Raw genomic sequence first — 17,430 nt, forward strand, 5'->3', positions numbered from 1 at the left:
GCTTCAGGCCCAGGGGGCGTTGCCATACAGCTGGGCCGCCGTGATGCCCGTGTCCAGCCGCGTCAGGGGCAGCGGTGGCGGCTGCAGCGGCATGCGCAGCCGCTGGTAGGCGCCTTCGCTGGACAGGCCGTAGGGCTGGGCATCCGCGTTGTCGAAGGCGAAGAAGACCTGCTCGGCCCCGGCCATCACCAGCGCCGCCAGGCACATGGGGCAGGGGTGGCCGCTGGCGTAGATGGTGCAGCCAGCCAGGCTGGGGTTGGCCTGGGCGCGCGTGCCTGCGCGCAGCGCCTGCATTTCGGCATGGGCACTGGGGTCATGGCTTTGCACGATCTCGTTGACGCCCGTGGACAGGATCTGCCCCTCGCGAGCGAGCAGGGCGCCGAAGGGCCGGCCGCCCCGCAGGCGGTTGTCGTGCGCCAGCTGCACGGCATGGCGCAGCAGGCGGATGTGTTCTTGTTCTTGCATGGGGATGGCTGGGCAATCGGGAGCTGAGGCCGCAGTCTAGGACGGGGGCCATCAATTGGAAAATTAAATGATCAAATGCTGGGCAGTGACAAAGCCACTGAAACCCGCCCAAGCCCCATGCAACCCTCTTCCATAGATCCCACCCTGTTGCGCAGCTTCTGCGCCGTGGCCGAAACCGGCAGCTTCACGCGCGCGGCGCAGGGCGTGCACCTGACCCAGTCCACGGTCAGCCAGCAGATCCGCAGGCTGGAGGAGCAAATGGGCTGCACGCTGCTGGACCGCAGCGGGCGCCATGTGGAATGCACGCTGGAAGGAGAGCGCCTGCTGGCCTATGCGCAGCGCATCCTTGCCCTCATGGACGAGGCCGTGGAGCAGTTGGCTGGCGCCACCGAGGCCGTGCTGCGCATCGGCGTACCAGAGGACTTTGCCGGCCATGCCTTGATGCCCGCCTTGGGCGCGCTGGCGCGCAGCCAGCCGCAGTTGCGCCTGGAGCTGACCAGTGGGTTGTCGCAGGCGATATGGCAGCAACTGCAGGCCCGCGAGCTGGACCTGGCCATCGTCAAGCAGCGCAGCGGCAGCACGCCCGGCATGGCGCGCTGGCCCGAACCGCTGGCCTGGATAGACAGTGCGCGGCATCCCTGCCACGGGATGGATCCCTTGCCCCTGGTGGTATTTCCGCAGGGCGGCCTGTACCGCAGCGAGATGACGCATGCGCTGGATGCCGCCGGCCGGCGCTGGCGCCTGGCCTATGTGAGCGCCAGCCTGGTGAGCCTGGAAGCCGCCGTGGAGCAGGGCTTGGGCATCAGCCTGCTGCCGCGCAGGCTGGTCAGGCCCGGCCACCGCCTGCTCGACGGCATGGCCGGCTTCGTCTCCGTGCCTGATGTGGAGGTGGCACTGCATGTGCGCGCCCAGTTGTCGGCGCCGGGCCGGCGTCTGGCCGAGCGCCTGTGCGAGGTGTGCGAGGCGTTGCTGTCGCCTGCCGCTGGCGAAGCCTGAAAAAAATCCCCGCCGTGGCGGGGATGGTCGGTGGGTGACGCGCAGGCTCAATCCATCGTCAGGTTCTGCTTTTGCACCACGTCCTTGTAGACCGCCAGTTCGGCCTTGATCTCTTCAAAGAAATGCTCGGGCGTGTCGGCCACGATCAGCGAGCCGGTTTCCTCGATGCGCTTCTTGATGGCGGGGTCCTGCAGCACCTTGCGCGTGGCGGCGTTGACCTTGTCCACGATGTCGCGCGGCAGGTTCTTGGGGCCGACGATGCCGTAGTAGGCCATGCGGTTGACGGGGGCCAGGCCCACTTCCTTGAAGGTGGGCACATCGGGCAGGGCGGCAAGGCGCTGGGGCGCGGCCACCACGATGGGCACCAGGCGCTTTTCCTTGACGAAGCCCAGGGCCGAGGGCAGGTTGTCGAAGATCAGCGGAACCTGGCCGGCCACGGCGTCGTTCAGCGCGGGGCCGCTGCCACGGTAGGGCACGTGGGTGATGTCGGTGCCCGTGGACAGCTTGAACATCTCCATCATCAGATGGGTGATGCTGCCGTTGCCGGGCGAGGCGTAGGAGTACTTGCCGGGGTTCTTCTTCACCTCGGCCAGGAACTCCTGGTAGTTCTTGCCCGCGAACTTGGGGTTGGCCGCAATGATGTTGGGCGTGGCCGCGATGTTCACGATGGGCGTGAAGTCGGTCAGCACGTTGTACGGGATCTTGGGGTTGATCGCCGGGTTGGTGGCCGTGGTGGACACGGTGGCGATGCCCAGGCTGTAGCCATCGGGCTGGGAGCGCGCCGTCTCGGCCGCGCCGATGCTGCCGCCGCCGCCGCCCTTGTTCTCGACCACCACGGGCTGGCCCAGGGCACGGCCCAGCGGCTCGGCGACGATGCGCGCGATCAGGTCGGTGGTGCCGCCGGCCGCGAAGGGCACGAGCAGCTTGATGGGCTTGGTGGGGTAGCCCTGGGCATGGGCTGCGCCCGAAAGCGCGAGGGCGCCGAGGATGCCGGCGAGCGCGATGCGGGAGGTGTGAGTCATGGTGTTGTCTCCTTGAATGGATGTTGTGGACGTTTGTTGTGAGGCACCGACGGGTGGGAGGGCGTGATTCTTTAGGACATTCGTATGGCGGTGCTTGGGCTGAGAAATGTGGAGGCGGTGCTGCGCGGCGCTGGCGATCAGACCACGCCGCGCGAGCGCAGCGCCTGGATGGCCATGGGCGCAATGCCCAGCTCGCCCAGCACTTCATCGGTGTGCTGGCCCAGGGATGGCGGTGCGCTGCGCAGCACGGGCGGGGTATCGCTCAGCCGCATGGGGCTGGCCACGCCGGCGATGCGCGAGATGCCGTCGCCGGCCTCGCGCGGCAGCTCGACGCGTATGCCGCGTGCGCGCACCTGCGGGTCGTCGAAGGCCTGGGCAATGGTGTTGATGGGGCCGCAGGGCACGGCCTTGTCTTCCAGCAGCGCAATCCATTCGGCCGTGCCGCGTGTCTTCATGAGGGGCACCATCCGCTCCAGCAGCGCCTGGCGATTGCGCACGCGCGCGGTGTTGGTGGCAAAGCGCTCGTCCTGCGCCCAGCCGGCTTCGCCGACGGCGGCGCAAAAGCGCGCGAACTGCCCGTCATTGCCAATGGCCAGCAGCACGTTGCCGTTGGCCGTGGCGAAGTCCTGGTAGGGCGCCAGGCTGGGGTGGATGTTGCCGGCGCGGCCCGGCGATTCGCCCGTGGCCAGAAAGCCGGCGGCCTGGTTGGCCAGCACGGCCATGCCCACGTCGAGCAGGGCCATGTCGATGTGCTGGCCCCGGCCCGAGGCCTGGCGTGCATGCAGCGCAGCCAGGATGGCATTGCTGGCATACAGGCCCGTGAACACGTCGATCACGGCCACGCCCACCTTGAGCGGGCCGCCTCCGGGCGCCTCGTCGGCATGGCCGGTGATGCTCATCAGCCCGCACATGGCCTGCACCATGAGGTCGTAGCCCGCGCGCTCGGCATACGGGCCGGTCTGGCCGAAACCCGTGACCGAGCAATAGATCAGGCGCGGGTTGAGCGCCTTGAGGCTTTCGTAGTCCAGCCCGTACTGCGCCAGGCCACCAACCTTGAAGTTCTCCACCAGCACATCGGCCCCGGCCGCCATCTGGCGAATCAGCTGCTGCCCATCGGGGGTGGACATGTCGATGGTGACCGAGCGCTTGTTCCGGTTGCAGGCCGTGAAATAGCTGGCCTCCTGCGTGGCCTGCCCATCGTCGCGCGGCAGGAACGGAGGACCCCAGTGGCGCGTGTCATCGCCGGCCACGGGCCGCTCGACCTTGATCACATCGGCACCCAGGTCGGCCAGCGTCTGCGTGCACCAGGGCCCGGCCAGCACGCGGGAAAGATCAAGCACCTTGATGCCAGCCAATGCGGCCGGCGCGGAGGATGTGGAGGACATGGAAAGACAGAAGTGCGGTCGTGCCGTCGTCGGCTGACCCTTGGTCATGCATCACCCGCTTCGCATGAAACGGGCGCGGCCCAAAGCGAGGGTGTCGTCCCCCTCCCTCGCGCAGCGAGTAGAGAGGCGCCGTGCAACGAGGGGGAAGCCGCGCAGCGGCTCAGGGGGAGCTTCAGTTCGAGAACGCTGCGATGCCGGTCTGAGCCCGGCCCAGGATCAGCGCATGCACATCGTGCGTGCCCTCGTAGGTGTTGACCACTTCCAGGTTGACCAGGTGGCGGGCCACGCCGAACTCGTCGCTGATGCCGTTGCCGCCCATCATGTCGCGCGCCATGCGGGCAATGTCCAGCGACTTGCCGCAGTTGTTGCGCTTGATCAGCGAGGTGATCTCGATCACGTTCTGGTGCTCGTCCTTCATGCGGCCCACGCGCAGCGCGGCCTGCAGGCCCAGGGTGATCTCGGTCTGCATGTCGGCCAGCTTCTTCTGGATCAGCTGGTTGGCAGCCAGGGGGCGGCCGAACTGCTTGCGGTCCAGCGTGTACTGGCGCGCCGTGTGCCAGCAGAACTCGGCTGCGCCCAGGGCGCCCCAGGCAATGCCGAAACGTGCGCTGTTCAGGCAGGTGAAGGGACCCTTGAGGCCGCGCACCTCAGGGAAGGCGTTTTCCTCGGGAACGAAGACGTCGTCCATCACGATCTCGCCCGTGATGGAGGCGCGCAGGCCCACCTTGCCGTGGATGGCCGGGGCCGACAGGCCCTTCATGCCCTTGTCCAGGATGAAGCCGCGGATCTCGCCCACATGGCCGTCCTCGGTCACTTCCTTGGCCCAGACCACGAACACGTCGGCCACGGGGCTGTTGGTGATCCACATCTTGTTGCCCTTGAGGCGGTAGCCGCCGTCCACCTTGTAGGCGCGGCTGGACATGCTGCCGGGGTCGGAGCCGTGGTCGGGTTCGGTCAGGCCGAAGCAGCCGATGAACTCGCCGCTGGCCAGCTTGGGCAGGTACCTGTTCTTCTGGTCTTCGGTGCCGAATTCATTGATGGGCACCATCACCAGCGAGCTTTGCACGCTGGCCATGGAGCGGTAGCCCGAGTCCACGCGCTCGATCTCGCGCGCCACCAGGCCGTAGCTGACGTAGTTCAGGCCCGCGCCGCCGTACTGCGTGGGGATGGTGGGGCCCAGCAGGCCCAGCTCGCCCATCTCGCGGAAGATGCTCACGTCGGACTTTTCGTGGCGGAACATCTCCAGCACGCGGGGGGCCAGCTTCTCCTGGCAGTAGGCATGGGCCGCGTCGCGGATCATGCGCTCGTCTTCGCTCAGTTGCTGGTCGAGCTGGAAGGGGTCATCCCATTGGAAGCTGTTGCGGGCCATGGCGTGGTTTCTCCAAAAAACAAAGAGGTCAAGGGCGGGGCGCTGCCATATGCCAAAGCCGGGCAGGCTGTGGCCATGGAGCGTTGTTGCGACGCATCTTAGAAGCGGGCCTGCGCGTGGCGCAAACGATGTTTGTTCATCCATGAATGCGTAAAACGCATGTATGAATGGGTTGTTGCGGGTTATTCCCTATGATGTGAGGCTCTGAAGTGCATTGAATTCATGAGATATGCGTAGAGCCCTGCCATCCACCCAAGCCCTTGCCTGCTTCGAGTCGGCCGCCCGCCACATCAGCTACACGCGTGCGGCGCAGGAGCTGTCGCTCACGCAAAGCGCGGTATCGCGCCAGATCATTGCGCTGGAGGAGTTCCTGGGCGTGCAGCTGTTCCGGCGCACGCGCCACGGCGTGCTGCTGACGGAGGCGGGCACGCAGTACGCCCAGCAGGTCTCGCGCTGGCTGCACGGCCTGGAGCGCGACACGCTGGACATCATGGCCCACCAGGGCGAAGGCGGCCCGCTCAACCTGGCGGCCGTGCCCACCTTCGCCACGCGCTGGCTGCTGCCGCGCCTGCCGCAGCTGGCGCGTGAGCATCCCGAGGTCACGGTGCATATCGACGTGCAGACGCGGCCCTTCCTGTTTGCCGATACCGTGTTCGACGCCGCGCTCTATGCAGGCACGCCCGAGCAGGTGGCGCGCTGGCCCGGTGTGCAGGCGCAATGGCTGATGGACGAAGAGGTGGTGCCCGTGTGCAGCCCGCAACTGCTGGCCACGGCCCAGGCACGCGAGCCGGGCCGCGCCTGGCTGCCCGTGGGGGCGGACATCGTGGCCCGGATGCCGCTGCTGCAGCAAAGCACGCGGCCCTACGGCTGGCAGCAGTGGTTCGATGCCATGGGCGTGGCCGCGCCGCGCGCGCTGGACGGCATGCGGCTGGAGCTGTTCTCCATGCTGGCCGTGGCGGCCAGCCAGGGCCTGGGCGTGGCGCTGATGCCGCCCATGCTGATCGAGCAGGAACTGGCGCGCGGCGACCTCATCGTTGCCTGCCCGCAGCCGCTGCGCGGCAACCGTGCCTACTACCTGGTCACGCCGGCCCTGGCTCCCGATGCGCAGCCCGCGCCCGCCCTGCGCGTGTTCTCTTCATGGCTGCAGCAGCGCGCCAGGGAGCACCGGCCTGCCTGAAAATTAAGCAGGCTTTGGATTGTTCAACGATGACAGTCACTTAACCGACTTATCCTTGCTGCTGGCGGCGCTTGTCCACAGGCTTGTGGGGGTGTCTCTGGGGAAAACCCGCAATCGCGCTCAAAACCAGGGCAGCACGGCCAGGCACAGCGGCATGACCACGGCCGTGGCCACGCCGTTCAGGCCCATGGCCAGAGCCGAGAAGGCGCCCATGGTCGGATTCACCTGCAGCGCGCGTGCCGTGCCAATGGCGTGGGCTGTAAGTCCCAGGGCAAAGCCCTGCACGGCCGGGTCATCGCTGCGCACCAGGCGGATCAGCAGCGGCGCCATCATCGTGCCCGCAATGCCGGTGATGGCCACGGCCACTGCCGCCAGCGAGGCCGGCCCGCCAAAGCGCTCGGCCATGGGCAGGGCGATGGGAATGGTGGCCGACTTGGGCGCCAGCGCCACCAGCGTCTGCACCGTGGCACCCAGGCTCCAGCCGATCAGCAGTGCCGACAGCAACGCCACCACGCAGCCCACGGCCAGCGCCACGCTGATGGGCAGCCACAGCGCGCGGATGCGCTCGCGCTGGGCGTACAGCGGAATTGCCAGCGCGACGGTGGCCGGGCCGATCAGCAGCCCCAGCAGCGAGACGCCGCTGCGGTAGCTGGCATAGGAGGTGCCCGTGGCCAGCAGCACGCCCACGATGACGACCACGGCCGTGAACACGGGAATCAGAAGCGGATGGTTGCCGCTTCTGCGGTACAGCGCCATGGCCGCCAGGTAGACGGCCATGGTCAGCACCAGCCAGGGCAGATGGGCGGTGGAGGCATTGCCGGACAGCGACTGCCAGGCGCTTTGCCAGTGGGTGGTGAGCGCGCTCATGCCTTGTCTCCCTGGCTGGCAGCCGCTTCGCGGGCGCGCTGGCGCTCCAGGCACCAGCGGAAGGTGAAGGCCGTGGCCAGGAAGGTAATGGCCGCACCCGCCACGCAGGCGATCACAAAGGGCTGCCATTCGCGCGACAGCCGGTCGAACTCCAGCATCACGCCTGCAATGACGGGAATGAACAGCAGCATCATGTTCTGCAGCAGCACGCCGGCTGCCTTCTCCAGCGACTCGGGCAGGCGGCCGTGCAGCAGCAGCGCCGCCAGCAGCAGCAGCGTGCCCACGAGCGCGCCCGGAAGCGGCAGCCCCGTGAGCTGGACGATGGCCTCCCCCAGCAACTGGAAGGCGAACAAGGCGGTGATGGCGTACAGCATGAAAACCTGAATTCCTGGGTCAGATGGGTGAGGGAGCGGCCAATGGGGCGGGTGCGGCAAGAATGTGGATCGCCCGATGTCAGGCCGGGGCCTGGCCCTGGCGCCTGTGGGACGCCGCCGCAAAGCGTGCAATCATCGCCCACAACTCGAAAAAAGGTGCGGCCACCGATTGCGCGGCTCCCGGGCCAAGGCTATGTTTGCATCCGTGCCCCCTGGAGTCCTGGGGCATGAGACTTTGAATAGCGAAGGAGTAGCGATGGCCGAAACCACATATCACGCACCCGTGTACGAGCCGACGGTGGATGAACTCGAAGTGCTCAAGAAGCTGGAGATGGGCGAGCCCGTGTCGCTGGAAAGCGCGGCGCGCGAGCATCTGTCCAAGAGGCTGCGCGAGCGTGGACTGGTCGAAGTGGACAGCAGCCATCAATGGCACATCACGGCGGCAGGGCGCGCGCAGATCCGCCGCACGGATGCCTGAGGCGAGGTGTGTCAGGCGCCTTCCGAATCGAGGGTTTTCCCTTGGATCTGGAGGTTGCCTGATTTGCAGGCAGCTTAGCCTGCGGCCAGTGAATGCAAGCACTTGGACGCCTCGTTCACTTGCTGTTCACTGATTATCCACAGGGTTGTTCAATGGATCTGTGGAGAAAGGAAGCCACCTCAGGGTGGCTTTTTTCATGGGCTTTTGCAGGCCCGAGCCGTGGGCGCACCGGGCTGGTGCCCGCGCTGGGCAAGGGCTGCATGACGGTGGTGCAAGTGGCAGTTTTCAGAGGGAAGGTGCTGAATTTGATGCAGGGCTGCAGCCCTGCCTGCGGGCTGGGATGGTGCTGCTTCAAGGAGGCTTCAGCATGGGCCAAGGTCCAGGCCTGGCAGGCCTTGAGAGGCGGTTGATGCCAAAGTTGTACACAGGTTGGGCCCTGTGCGGCGAAAAGCGCGCAGGCGTCATCCCGCCCAAGGCATGAGGACGCAGGATCGGTGCAGGCTGGAGGGCCTTGAAATGCAGTGCAGCCGTTGAACACGGCTGGATGCAAAGGGGCTTGAGGTTTGTGCGGACGCTGTGAAGACAGCGGCCGGAAAAGAAATAGCCGAAAAAGCAGGGGACTGCTTTTTCGGCTACGTAATCTCTGGTGCCCGGGGCCGGAATCGAACCGGCACGCCTTGCGGCGGGGGATTTTGAGTCCCCTGCGTCTACCAATTTCACCACCCGGGCTACTTAGCGCAGGGGCGAATTATGGCACAGTGTGAGGCTATGAAAATTTATCCGACCATCGAAGACGCCATCGGCCGCACGCCCCTGGTGGCATTGCAGCGCATCGGTGCGCAGTCTCGCCAGGAACGTGGCAACGTGGTGCTGGGCAAGCTGGAAGGCAACAACCCGGCCGGTTCGGTCAAGGACAGGCCGGCCCTGTCGATGATCCGCCGCGCCGAAGAGCGCGGCGACATCAAGCCCGGCGACACGCTGATCGAGGCCACCTCGGGCAATACCGGCATTGCGCTGGCCATGGCCGCCACGATCAAGGGCTACCGGATGGTGCTGATCATGCCCGAGGACCTGTCCATCGAGCGTGCCCAGACGATGAAGGCCTATGGCGCCGAGCTGATCCTCACGCCCAAGAGCGGCGGCATGGAATACGCGCGCGACCTGGCCGACCAGATGGTGGCCCAGGGCAAGGGCGTGGTGCTCGACCAGTTCGGCAACCCCGACAACCCGCGCATCCACTACGAGACCACAGGTCCCGAGCTGTGGGAGCAGACCGGCGGCGAGATCACGCATTTCGTGAGCGCCATGGGCACCACGGGCACGATCACCGGCGTGGCGAAGTTCCTCAAGGAAAAGAACCCGGCCATCCGCATCGTGGGCGCCCAGCCGGCCGAAGGATCGCGCATCCCCGGCATCCGCAAGTGGCCCGAGGAGTACATGCCCAAGATCTATGACGCCTCGCTGATCGACGAGACCGTGCTCGTCGGGCAAGACGATGCCGAGGACATGGCGCGCCGCCTGGCGCGCGAGGAAGGCATCTTTGCCGGCATCTCTGCGGCGGGCGCCTGCTGGGTGGCCCAGCAGATTGCCGAGCGCGAGAACAACGCCACCATCGTCTTCGTGGTCTGCGACCGCGGCGACCGCTATCTGTCCACGGGCGTCTTCCCCGCCTGACACAGCGACAGGCCCGCCACCCGGCGGGCCTTCCTGTTTGCATAGAGCCAGGACAGCAAAAAACCAGGAACAGCCCCATGCACTATGAAACCCGCTATTGCACGCACTGCGCAACGCCCCTGCAGTGGGTGATCCAGGCCGAGGACGGCGGCGATGTATCGCGCCTGCGCTGCCCCGAGTGCGGCTGGACGCACTGGAACAATCCCACGCCCGTGCTGGCCGCCATCGTGGAGCTGGACGGCAAGGTGCTGCTGGCGCGCAATGCGGCCTGGCCCGAGAAGGTCTTCGGCCTGATCACGGGCTTCATGGAAGCCGGCGAGTCGCCCGAGGAGGGCGTGGCACGCGAGGTGGCGGAGGAAACCGGCCTGCAGGCCGAGTCGCTGGAGCTGATCAGCGTGCACGAGTTCCTGCGCATGAACCAGGTGATCATCGCCTTCCATGTGCGCGCTAGCGGCCAGGTGCGGCTGTCGCCCGAGCTGCTCGAGTACCGCCTGCTGGAGCCCGAGAAAGTCCAGGCCTGGCCTTCGGGCACCGGCATGGCGCTGGCCAAGTGGCTGCGCAGCCGGGGGCATGATCCTGTGATCCGTGACTTCTGGAAGCGTGCCGAGCAGGCCCAGGAGGCTGAAGCGAGTCGCTCCGATGAAGACACTGCTGCCGGCCTCAGCCGCGATGCCGCCTAGAATCCCAGGCTCAAGAGGTGCATCCGATGGAAATTCACAAGGAAATCGACACGCGCGGGCTCAACTGCCCGCTGCCCATTCTCAAGGCCAAGAAGGCGCTGGCCGAACTGGACAGCGGCCAGCTGCTCAAGGTGGTGGCCACCGACACGGGCTCGCTGCGCGACTTCCAGGCCTTTGCCAAGCAGACCGGCAATGAACTGGTGGAGCAGCAGACCGTGGGTGCGGAGTTCATCCATATCCTGCGCCGGCGCTGAGCGGCTGCACGCGGTTCGCTCCAAAGAAAAAGGCCTGCTTTCGCAGGCCTTTTGCATGGGGCAGGGGCGGCTCTGAGGCCCGGCCTCAGATGCTCAGGCCCTGCAGATATTCGCGGAAGCTCGCGCCCACATCCTCGTGCTGCAGCGCCAGTTCCACCGTGGCCTGCAAAAAGCCTTCCTTGCTGCCGCAGTCGTAGCGCTTGCCCTGGTACTGGAAGGCGTAGACGGCTTCATGGGCCATCAGGCGTTCAATGGCGTCCGTCAGCTGGATCTCGCCGCCCACGCCCTTGGGCTGGTTGCGGATCTCCTCGAAGATGGCCGGTGTCAGCACGTAGCGGCCAGCCACGCCCATGCGCGAGGGGGCCTTCTCGGGCGCAGGCTTTTCCACGATCTTCTCGATGCGCATCAGCGAACCGCCGGCCGGCTCGCCAGCCACGATGCCATAGCGCTTGGTCTGCTCCAGCGGCACTTCCTGCACGGCCAGCAGGGAGCGGCCCTGCTTGTGGAAGGCCGATGTCATCTGCGCCATCACGCCGGGGCCGCCGGGCTCGCCCACCATCAGGTCGTCGGCCAGCAGCACGGCAAAGGGCTCGTTGCCCACCAGCGGCTCGGCGCACAGCACGGCATGGCCCAGGCCCAGCGAGCGCGGCTGGCGCACGAACAGGCAGTTCATGTCGGCGGGGCTGATGCTGCGCACCAGCTCCAGCATGGCCTGCTTGCCGGCGTTCTCCAGCTCGTTTTCCAGCTCGTAGGCGGTGTCGAAATGGTCCTCGATGGCGCGCTTGCTGCGGCCGGTGACGAAGATCATGTCGCGGATGCCGGCCTCGTAGGCCTCTTCCACGGCGTACTGGATCAGCGGCTTGTCCACCACGGGCAGCATCTCCTTGGGAGAGGCCTTGGTGGCGGGCAGAAAGCGCGTGCCGAGCCCGGCAACGGGAAACACGGCTTTGCGGACACGGGTCTGATTACTCATGAAAATCTTGGGATTCAGGTGATGGAAAAAGCGTGCGGCTTTGCGTCTTCTTCGCTAAGTGTCTCAGCTTTCATTGTGCGACTTGATGCCCTCGGACGATGAAACTGGCGCAGCCCAAGATCAGGGACACCGAGGAAGGGCCGCCCCGCGCCGAGGGTGTCGTCCCCCTCCCGCGAAGCGAGAGAGGGGGAAGCGGCACAGCCGCTCAGGGGGAGATTCCATGTCAACCCAGGCGGGCGAGTTGTTCCTGGATGCGGATCAGCGTGGCGCCGAAATCGGCCACGCGCTTCTTTTCCTGGTCGATGACGGCCGGGGGCGCCTTGGCCACGAAGGCCTCGTTGCCCAGCTTGGCATTGGCCTTGGTGATCTCGCCTTCCAGGCGTGCGGCTTCCTTGGACAGGCGGGCCTTTTCGGCGGCCACGTCGATCTCCACGAACAGCGCCAGGCGCGCCTCGCCCACCACGCAGACCGGCGCGGCCTGGGCGGCCTCGGCCCAGGCGGCTTCGTCGTCGAACACCTTGACCTCGCTGAGCTTGGCCAGGTTTTGCAGCACGGCGGCATTGGTGCGCAGGAACTGTGCCTCGTCGGCCGAGCTGGCCACGGCCAGCAGCGGCAGGCGCTGTGCGGGCGACACGCCCATCTCGCCGCGCAGCGTGCGGCAGGCGTCGATCATCTGCTTGATGCGGCCCACGTAGGCGATGGCGGCCTCGTCGATCTTCTCGGGCTGGGCCTCGGGGTAGCGGGCCACGGCCACGGACTCGCCGGGCAGGCCGGCGACCGGGGCGACCTTCTGCCACAGGGCTTCGGTCACGAACGGGATGATGGGGTGGGCCAGGCGCAGGATGGCCTCCAGCGTGCGGATCAGCGTGCGGCGCGTGGCGCGCTGCTGGGCCTCGTTGCCGGTCTGGATCTGCACCTTGGCGATTTCCAGGTACCAGTCGCAGAACTCGTTCCAGACGAAGTCATACAGCGCGTTGGCCACGTTGTCCAGGCGGAATTCGGCAAAGCCCTTGGCCACTTCGGCCTCGACCTTCTGCAGCTGCGAGGCGATCCAGCGGTCGGGCTGGCTGAACTGCATGTAGCCCGCGAACTCGCCGCCGGCCTGGCATTGCTCCTTGGTGTGGGGCAGCAGGCCGCAGTCATGGCCTTCGCAGTTCATCAGCACGAAGCGGCTGGCATTCCACAGCTTGTTGCAGAAGTTGCGGTAGCCCTCGCAGCGCTTGCTGTCGAAGTTGATGGAGCGGCCCAGCGAGGCCAGGGCCGCGAAGGTGAAGCGCAGCGCGTCGGCACCGTAGGCGGGAATGCCCTCGGGGAATTCCTTTTGCGTGTTCTTGCGTACCTGGGGCGCGGTCTCGGGGCGGCGCAGGCCCTGCGTGCGCTTGTTCAGCAGGGTGTCCAGGTCAATGCCGTCGATCAGGTCCACGGGGTCGAGCACGTTGCCCTCGGACTTGCTCATCTTCTTGCCCTGGGCGTCACGCACCAGGCCATGCATGTAGACATGGCGGAAGGGCACGCGGCCCGTGAAGTGCGTGGTCATCATGATCATCCGGGCGACCCAGAAGAAGATGATGTCGTAGCCCGTGACCAGCACCGAGCTGGGCAGGTAGAGGTTGTAGTCATCGTCGGCCGCCTCGGTCTGGTTCGGCCAGCCCATGGTGGAGAACGGCACCAGGGCCGAGGAGTACCAGGTGTCCAGCACGTCCTCGTCGCGGGTGAGCGTCTTGCCGGGGGCCTGGGCGCGGGCTTCTTCCTCGGTGCGGGCCACGTAGACCTTGCCGTCCTCGTCGTACCAGGCGGGAATCTGGTGGCCCCACCACAGCTGGCGCGAGATGCACCAGTCCTGGATGTTGTTCATCCACTGGTTGTAGGTGTTGACCCAGTTCTCGGGCACGAACTGCACCTGGCCGCTGGAGACGGCATCGATGGCCTTCTGCGCGATGGACTTGCCCGTGGCATCGCCTTCGCCGACCTTGTTCATGGCCACGAACCACTGGTCGGTCAGCATGGGCTCGATCACCTGGCCCGTGCGCGTGCAGATGGGCACCATGAGCTTGTGCTTCTTGGTCTCGACCAGCAGGCCGGCCGCGTCCAGGTCGGCCACGATGGCCTTGCGCGCCACGAAGCGGTCCATGCCGCGGTACTTCTCGGGCGCCTCGTCGTTGATGGTGGCCGTCAGCGTCAGCACGCAGATCATCGGCAGGCCGTGGCGCTGGCCCACGGCGTAGTCGTTGTTGTCATGCGCAGGCGTGACCTTGACCACGCCCGTGCCGAACTCGCGGTCCACGTAGTCGTCGGCAATGATGGGGATCTCGCGGCCCACCAGGGGCAGGATCACGGTCTTGCCGATCAGCGTCTGATAGCGCTCGTCCTCGGGATGCACCATCAGGGCTGCGTCGCCCAGCATGGTTTCCGGGCGCGTGGTGGCCACCACGAGCTGGCCCGAGCCGTCGGCCAGCGGGTAGGCGATGTGCCACAGCGAGCCGTCCTTTTCCTCGTTCTCGACCTCGAGGTCGGAGACGGCGGACATCAGCTTGGGGTCCCAGTTCACCAGGCGCTTGCCGCGGTAGATCAGGCCCTGCTGGTACAGGCGCACGAAGGTCTCGTTGACGATGGACGACAGCTTGTCGTCCATGGTGAAGTACTCGCGGCTCCAGTCCACGCTGTCGCCCATGCGGCGCATCTGGCCGGTGATGGTGTTGCCGCTCTGGTTCTTCCACTCCCAGACCTTGCTCACGAAGTTCTTGCGCGCCTCGGGAGGCGTCGCGCCCATGTCGTGGCGGCTGGCGATGCCCTGTTCCTGCAGCTGGCGCTCCACCACGATCTGGGTGGCGATGCCCGCGTGGTCGGTGCCGGGCACCCAGACCGTGTTGTGGCCCTTCATGCGGTGGTAGCGCGTGAGGCTGTCCATGATGGTCTGGTTGAACGCATGGCCCATGTGCAGCGTGCCCGTCACATTGGGTGGCGGCAGCTGGACGGAGAACGATGGCTGGGATGCATCTGCCTGGCCCGTGCCGCGCACGCCGGCTGCGCCGTAGCCGCGCTTTTCCCATTCAGGGCCCCATTGGGCCTCGATGGCGGCGGGTTCAAACGATTTGGACAGGCTGTCGAGGCCTGGCTGGGCAATGGTGTCGCTCATGGCTTGCTTGCGGGGAATTGTGCGAATGGCGTTTGGCAAATGAAAACGGCATCCGTTGAAGGGATGCCGTCTGCATATGCGAAATGGATGACGGTTTGACGGGGATTCTACCGACCCCGTCCGCCTGCCTGTTCGCCGGGTTTTATTCAGGCCGCTGCGTCGGGGACGAACTCGGGCCGGTCGTTGCTCTGGGGCTTGAGCGGCTGGGCGGCCTTGCCTTCGGCGCGTTCCTTGCGCCATTGCTCCTTGCGTGCCGTCCACTCGTTCAGGCGGGCGTGGGCGGTGGTGCTTTCGCGCGCCATCTGCACTTCGTCGGCCAGCTGGGCCGACAGCTCCAGGCGGATGCCGTTGGGATCGAAGAAATAGATGCTCTTGAAGATGTGGTGGTCGGTCACGCCCAGCACCTCGATGCCGTGCGCCACCAAGCGGGCCTTGGTGTTCTCCAGTTCCTCGACGGTGTCCACGCGGAAGGCGATGTGGTTGATCCACAGCGGCGTGTTGGGCGAGGGCAGGGCCTTTTCGTCATCGCCGATGTCGAAGAAGGCGATGAACGACCCATCCTTCAGGCGAAAGAAGAAGTGCGTGTAGGGGCAGTACTCGCCCGTGCTGGGCACGTAGTCGCTCTGGATGATGTGATAGAGCGGCAGGCCCAGGATGTCCTCGTAGAAGTGGCGGGTCTCCTCGGCATCGCGGGCCTTGTAGGCGTAGTGGTGCAGCTGCTGCACGGCGGCGGGCGGTGGCAGCGTGGACAGGTCAGGACGGGCGCTTGTGTTCATCGAATGTCTCCTTGGTGGATGTTTTGATTCTACTATTCGTAATCAATTTACCTAAATGAAATGTTGCGATGGATGCAGGGATATGCGCGCTACGGTGTTTGGTTCACCTGCGGTGCCGAGTTGCCGGCAGCACTTGACCTTCAAGTAACTTCACGCTTTCTCATGGAGGTCCGTGCCCCTGCCTGCCATGGACGCCATCGGTGCAGCGGCCCTCTGTTCACAACCGTTTTCAAGTCAAGGAATCTCATGAGCGACAGCCATCAGCACGGCGACGTGCGTGCCCTGCCGGAATCCCGCCTCTGGTTTGCCTTCGGATTGACCGGCACCTTCATGGTGGTGGAAATCATCGGCGGCATGGTCACGGGCAGCCTGGCCCTGATCTCCGACGCCATGCACATGCTGACCGATGCGATGGCGCTGCTGCTGGCACTGGTGGCCATACGCGCCGGCCGCAAGGCAGCCGACCTGCTGCGCACCTACGGCTATGCGCGCTTCGAGATCCTGGCCGCCGCCGTCAACGCGCTGGTGCTGCTGGGCGTGGCCTTCTACATCCTGTATGAGGCCTACCGCCGGCTGTCGGCGCCTGCAGAAATCCAGTCCCTGGGCATGATGGCGGTGGCGGCCGTGGGGCTGGTGATCAACCTGCTCTCGATGCGCCTGCTGTCGGGTGGCAAGGATGAGAGCCTGAACGTGAAGGGCGCGTACCTGGAGGTATGGGCGGACATGCTGGGCTCGGTCGGCGTGCTCGCCGGTGCCGCGCTGATCTGGCTGACGGGCTGGCGGTGGATCGACTCGGCGGTGGCCGTGGGCATCGGCTTCATGGTGTTTCCGCGGACCTGGACCCTGCTGCGCGAGTGCATCAACATCCTGCTGGAAGGCGTGCCCTCGGGGATGAGCCTGCAGGCGGTGCGCGAGACGATTTCGGGCACGGCGGGCGTGGCAGCGATCCACGATGTCCACCTGTGGGCGGTCACGCAGAGCAAGCCCATGCTGACCGGCCATGTGGTGCTGCTGCCCGGCGCGGACGGCGAGCAGGTGCGCCGCGATATCGAAGACAGGCTGCAGGCCGGCTTCGACCTGCACCATACGACGCTGCAGATGGAGAGCGAGGACCGCTCCCCTGCAGAGCACATCCACTAGGATGCCCAGTCTTCATGGACCACACCCGGAGTGCACCGATGCTTGAGCTTCGACCCAACTGCGAATGCTGCGACAAGGACCTGCCGCCAGAGTCTGCCGAGGCTCGCATCTGCACCTTCGAGTGCACGTTCTGTGCCGGCTGTGCGGATCATGTGCTGCACGGCGCCTGCCCCAACTGCGGTGGCGAGCTGGTGGCCAGGCCGCGCCGGCCGGCGGACAGGCTGGAGCGGTATCCGGCCTCTACGAAGCGGGTGCTCAAGGCCGGCGGCTGCGCTGTACGGGCCTGATCCGGCGCGGAGCCATCGATTGCAGTACCAGTACCACGATGGACTGCTGGAGCAGGTGCGCCTGGATGTGGCGGCCCGGAGCGTGGAACTGTGCTTCTTTCTCTATGCCGTGTTCGACAGGCCGCAGGCCAGGGTAGCCATCCGCCTTGAACGGATCGTCAACTTTCCTGCCGTGCAGGCGTACTTTGCCGACGTCCAGCGCGACGCAGCCGCAGAGATGGATGACTGCCTGGACCGCTGCGAAGTGCTGCAGCGGGATACGAAGAGGCCTTCGTCAGCAATGGCGCAGCATCTGTTCTTGCAGCTGTCCCACTATGGGCGGCTGAAAATCCACTGCGAATCCGTTGTCGAGGAGTTTGTTCCAGAGCCGTAGCGGA

General features: G+C 66.1%; 18 protein-coding genes and 1 tRNA gene. 9 read left to right on the forward strand and 10 right to left on the reverse strand.

Annotation, left to right across the window (positions count from 1 at the left end; translation table 11 throughout):
* Positions 1-3: 3 nt before the first annotated feature.
* Positions 4-465: a nucleoside deaminase gene (locus tag KDK82_RS27665; RefSeq protein ID WP_012204126.1), complete on the reverse strand. Its 462-nt coding sequence runs from the start codon at positions 463-465 to the stop codon at positions 4-6.
* 117 nt (positions 466-582) lie between these two features.
* Between KDK82_RS27665 and KDK82_RS27670 the strand changes: the two genes are divergently transcribed.
* A complete protein-coding gene (locus KDK82_RS27670) occupies positions 583-1,461 on the forward strand; it encodes a LysR family transcriptional regulator (RefSeq protein ID WP_088166881.1) in 879 nt (292 codons plus the stop codon).
* 47 nt (positions 1,462-1,508) lie between these two features.
* Here the strand turns inward: KDK82_RS27670 and KDK82_RS27675 are convergent, their stop codons facing one another.
* The 3 genes from KDK82_RS27675 to KDK82_RS27685 form a co-directional block, all read right to left on the reverse strand.
* Positions 1,509-2,483: a tripartite tricarboxylate transporter substrate binding protein BugE gene (locus tag KDK82_RS27675; RefSeq protein ID WP_012204128.1), complete on the reverse strand. Its 975-nt coding sequence runs from the start codon at positions 2,481-2,483 to the stop codon at positions 1,509-1,511.
* Between the two features lie 137 nt (positions 2,484-2,620).
* On the reverse strand, positions 2,621-3,868 hold the full coding sequence (locus tag KDK82_RS27680; RefSeq protein WP_013803646.1) for a CaiB/BaiF CoA-transferase family protein: 1,248 nt from the start codon (positions 3,866-3,868) through the stop codon (positions 2,621-2,623).
* Between the two features lie 172 nt (positions 3,869-4,040).
* Positions 4,041-5,237, reverse strand: coding sequence for an acyl-CoA dehydrogenase (locus KDK82_RS27685; protein ID WP_013803645.1), 1,197 nt, complete (start codon positions 5,235-5,237; stop codon positions 4,041-4,043).
* 229 nt (positions 5,238-5,466) lie between these two features.
* On the opposite strand from KDK82_RS27685, the gene KDK82_RS27690 reads away from it, so the two are divergent.
* On the forward strand, positions 5,467-6,414 hold the full coding sequence (locus tag KDK82_RS27690) for a LysR substrate-binding domain-containing protein (protein ID WP_088166759.1): 948 nt from the start codon (positions 5,467-5,469) through the stop codon (positions 6,412-6,414).
* Positions 6,415-6,534: 120 nt separating this feature from the next.
* Here KDK82_RS27690 and KDK82_RS27695 read toward each other — a convergent pair whose 3' ends face one another.
* Together KDK82_RS27695 and KDK82_RS27700 are read right to left on the reverse strand one after the other, a co-directional pair.
* Positions 6,535-7,281 (reverse strand): LrgB family protein, encoded by a 747-nt coding sequence (locus KDK82_RS27695; RefSeq protein ID WP_034391232.1) that lies wholly within the window; start codon positions 7,279-7,281, stop codon positions 6,535-6,537.
* Positions 7,278-7,655, reverse strand: a complete 378-nt coding sequence (locus KDK82_RS27700) for a CidA/LrgA family protein (protein ID WP_016448957.1) — start codon at positions 7,653-7,655, stop codon at positions 7,278-7,280. The genes KDK82_RS27695 and KDK82_RS27700 overlap by 4 nt, the downstream gene beginning before the upstream one ends.
* A gap of 256 nt (positions 7,656-7,911) precedes the next feature.
* Between KDK82_RS27700 and KDK82_RS27705 the strand changes: the two genes are divergently transcribed.
* Positions 7,912-8,133 carry a hypothetical protein gene (locus KDK82_RS27705; RefSeq protein ID WP_012204134.1) on the forward strand — a complete coding sequence of 74 codons (222 nt, stop codon included), beginning with the start codon at positions 7,912-7,914 and terminating at the stop codon, positions 8,131-8,133.
* A gap of 644 nt (positions 8,134-8,777) precedes the next feature.
* Here the strand turns inward: KDK82_RS27705 and KDK82_RS27710 are convergent.
* Positions 8,778-8,862, reverse strand: a tRNA-Leu gene (locus KDK82_RS27710).
* Positions 8,863-8,901: 39 nt separating this feature from the next.
* On the opposite strand from KDK82_RS27710, the gene cysM reads away from it, so the two are divergent.
* The 3 genes from cysM to KDK82_RS27725 all read left to right on the forward strand — a co-directional run bounded on the left by cysM (position 8,902) and on the right by KDK82_RS27725 (position 10,741).
* A complete protein-coding gene (gene cysM, locus KDK82_RS27715) occupies positions 8,902-9,807 on the forward strand; it encodes a cysteine synthase CysM (RefSeq protein ID WP_017407070.1) in 906 nt (301 codons plus the stop codon).
* Between the two features lie 77 nt (positions 9,808-9,884).
* Positions 9,885-10,487 carry an NUDIX domain-containing protein gene (locus tag KDK82_RS27720; RefSeq protein WP_088166760.1) on the forward strand — a complete coding sequence of 201 codons (603 nt, stop codon included), beginning with the start codon at positions 9,885-9,887 and terminating at the stop codon, positions 10,485-10,487.
* Between the two features lie 26 nt (positions 10,488-10,513).
* Entirely contained in the window at positions 10,514-10,741 is a 228-nt protein-coding gene (locus KDK82_RS27725) for a sulfurtransferase TusA family protein (RefSeq protein ID WP_012204137.1), read from the forward strand.
* Between the two features lie 85 nt (positions 10,742-10,826).
* On the opposite strand, the gene galU is transcribed toward KDK82_RS27725, so the two are convergent.
* The 3 genes from galU to KDK82_RS27745 all read right to left on the reverse strand — a co-directional run bounded on the left by galU (position 10,827) and on the right by KDK82_RS27745 (position 15,626).
* The gene (gene galU, locus KDK82_RS27730) at positions 10,827-11,714 is read right to left on the reverse strand and encodes a UTP--glucose-1-phosphate uridylyltransferase GalU (RefSeq protein WP_012204138.1); all 888 of its coding nucleotides are present in this window, start codon (positions 11,712-11,714) and stop codon (positions 10,827-10,829) included.
* Between the two features lie 223 nt (positions 11,715-11,937).
* Positions 11,938-14,850 (reverse strand): valine--tRNA ligase, encoded by a 2,913-nt coding sequence (locus KDK82_RS27740; RefSeq protein WP_088166761.1) that lies wholly within the window; start codon positions 14,848-14,850, stop codon positions 11,938-11,940.
* A gap of 146 nt (positions 14,851-14,996) precedes the next feature.
* The gene (locus tag KDK82_RS27745) at positions 14,997-15,626 is read right to left on the reverse strand and encodes a VOC family protein (RefSeq protein ID WP_012204140.1); all 630 of its coding nucleotides are present in this window, start codon (positions 15,624-15,626) and stop codon (positions 14,997-14,999) included.
* Between the two features lie 246 nt (positions 15,627-15,872).
* Here KDK82_RS27745 and KDK82_RS27750 point away from each other — a divergent pair, with 246 nt between their 5' ends.
* From KDK82_RS27750 to KDK82_RS27760, 3 genes are read left to right on the forward strand one after another with little or no spacing between them, the layout of a single operon-like run.
* Positions 15,873-16,766, forward strand: coding sequence for a cation diffusion facilitator family transporter (locus tag KDK82_RS27750; protein WP_088166762.1), 894 nt, complete (start codon positions 15,873-15,875; stop codon positions 16,764-16,766).
* Between the two features lie 38 nt (positions 16,767-16,804).
* Positions 16,805-17,053 (forward strand): DUF1272 domain-containing protein, encoded by a 249-nt coding sequence (locus KDK82_RS27755; protein ID WP_071957066.1) that lies wholly within the window; start codon positions 16,805-16,807, stop codon positions 17,051-17,053.
* Between the two features lie 19 nt (positions 17,054-17,072).
* Positions 17,073-17,426 (forward strand): hypothetical protein, encoded by a 354-nt coding sequence (locus KDK82_RS27760; RefSeq protein WP_088166763.1) that lies wholly within the window; start codon positions 17,073-17,075, stop codon positions 17,424-17,426.
* Positions 17,427-17,430 lie beyond the last annotated feature (4 nt).

The sequence above is a fragment of the Delftia sp. K82 genome, assembly GCF_002193035.1.
GTDB classification, from domain to species: domain Bacteria; phylum Pseudomonadota; class Gammaproteobacteria; order Burkholderiales; family Burkholderiaceae_C; genus Comamonas; species Comamonas acidovorans.

Coding starts and splice junctions, on each gene's coding strand:
- KDK82_RS27665 (WP_012204126.1), bottom strand. CDS start 465: ATGCAAGAACAAGAACACATCCGCCTGCTGCGCCATGCCGTGCAGCTG.
- KDK82_RS27670 (WP_088166881.1), top strand. CDS start 583: ATGCAACCCTCTTCCATAGATCCCACCCTGTTGCGCAGCTTCTGCGCC.
- KDK82_RS27675 (WP_012204128.1), bottom strand. CDS start 2,483: ATGACTCACACCTCCCGCATCGCGCTCGCCGGCATCCTCGGCGCCCTC.
- KDK82_RS27680 (WP_013803646.1), bottom strand. CDS start 3,868: ATGTCCTCCACATCCTCCGCGCCGGCCGCATTGGCTGGCATCAAGGTG.
- KDK82_RS27685 (WP_013803645.1), bottom strand. CDS start 5,237: ATGGCCCGCAACAGCTTCCAATGGGATGACCCCTTCCAGCTCGACCAG.
- KDK82_RS27690 (WP_088166759.1), top strand. CDS start 5,467: ATGCGTAGAGCCCTGCCATCCACCCAAGCCCTTGCCTGCTTCGAGTCG.
- KDK82_RS27695 (WP_034391232.1), bottom strand. CDS start 7,281: ATGAGCGCGCTCACCACCCACTGGCAAAGCGCCTGGCAGTCGCTGTCC.
- KDK82_RS27700 (WP_016448957.1), bottom strand. CDS start 7,655: ATGCTGTACGCCATCACCGCCTTGTTCGCCTTCCAGTTGCTGGGGGAG.
- KDK82_RS27705 (WP_012204134.1), top strand. CDS start 7,912: ATGGCCGAAACCACATATCACGCACCCGTGTACGAGCCGACGGTGGAT.
- cysM (WP_017407070.1), top strand. CDS start 8,902: ATGAAAATTTATCCGACCATCGAAGACGCCATCGGCCGCACGCCCCTG.
- KDK82_RS27720 (WP_088166760.1), top strand. CDS start 9,885: ATGCACTATGAAACCCGCTATTGCACGCACTGCGCAACGCCCCTGCAG.
- KDK82_RS27725 (WP_012204137.1), top strand. CDS start 10,514: ATGGAAATTCACAAGGAAATCGACACGCGCGGGCTCAACTGCCCGCTG.
- galU (WP_012204138.1), bottom strand. CDS start 11,714: ATGAGTAATCAGACCCGTGTCCGCAAAGCCGTGTTTCCCGTTGCCGGG.
- KDK82_RS27740 (WP_088166761.1), bottom strand. CDS start 14,850: ATGAGCGACACCATTGCCCAGCCAGGCCTCGACAGCCTGTCCAAATCG.
- KDK82_RS27745 (WP_012204140.1), bottom strand. CDS start 15,626: ATGAACACAAGCGCCCGTCCTGACCTGTCCACGCTGCCACCGCCCGCC.
- KDK82_RS27750 (WP_088166762.1), top strand. CDS start 15,873: ATGAGCGACAGCCATCAGCACGGCGACGTGCGTGCCCTGCCGGAATCC.
- KDK82_RS27755 (WP_071957066.1), top strand. CDS start 16,805: ATGCTTGAGCTTCGACCCAACTGCGAATGCTGCGACAAGGACCTGCCG.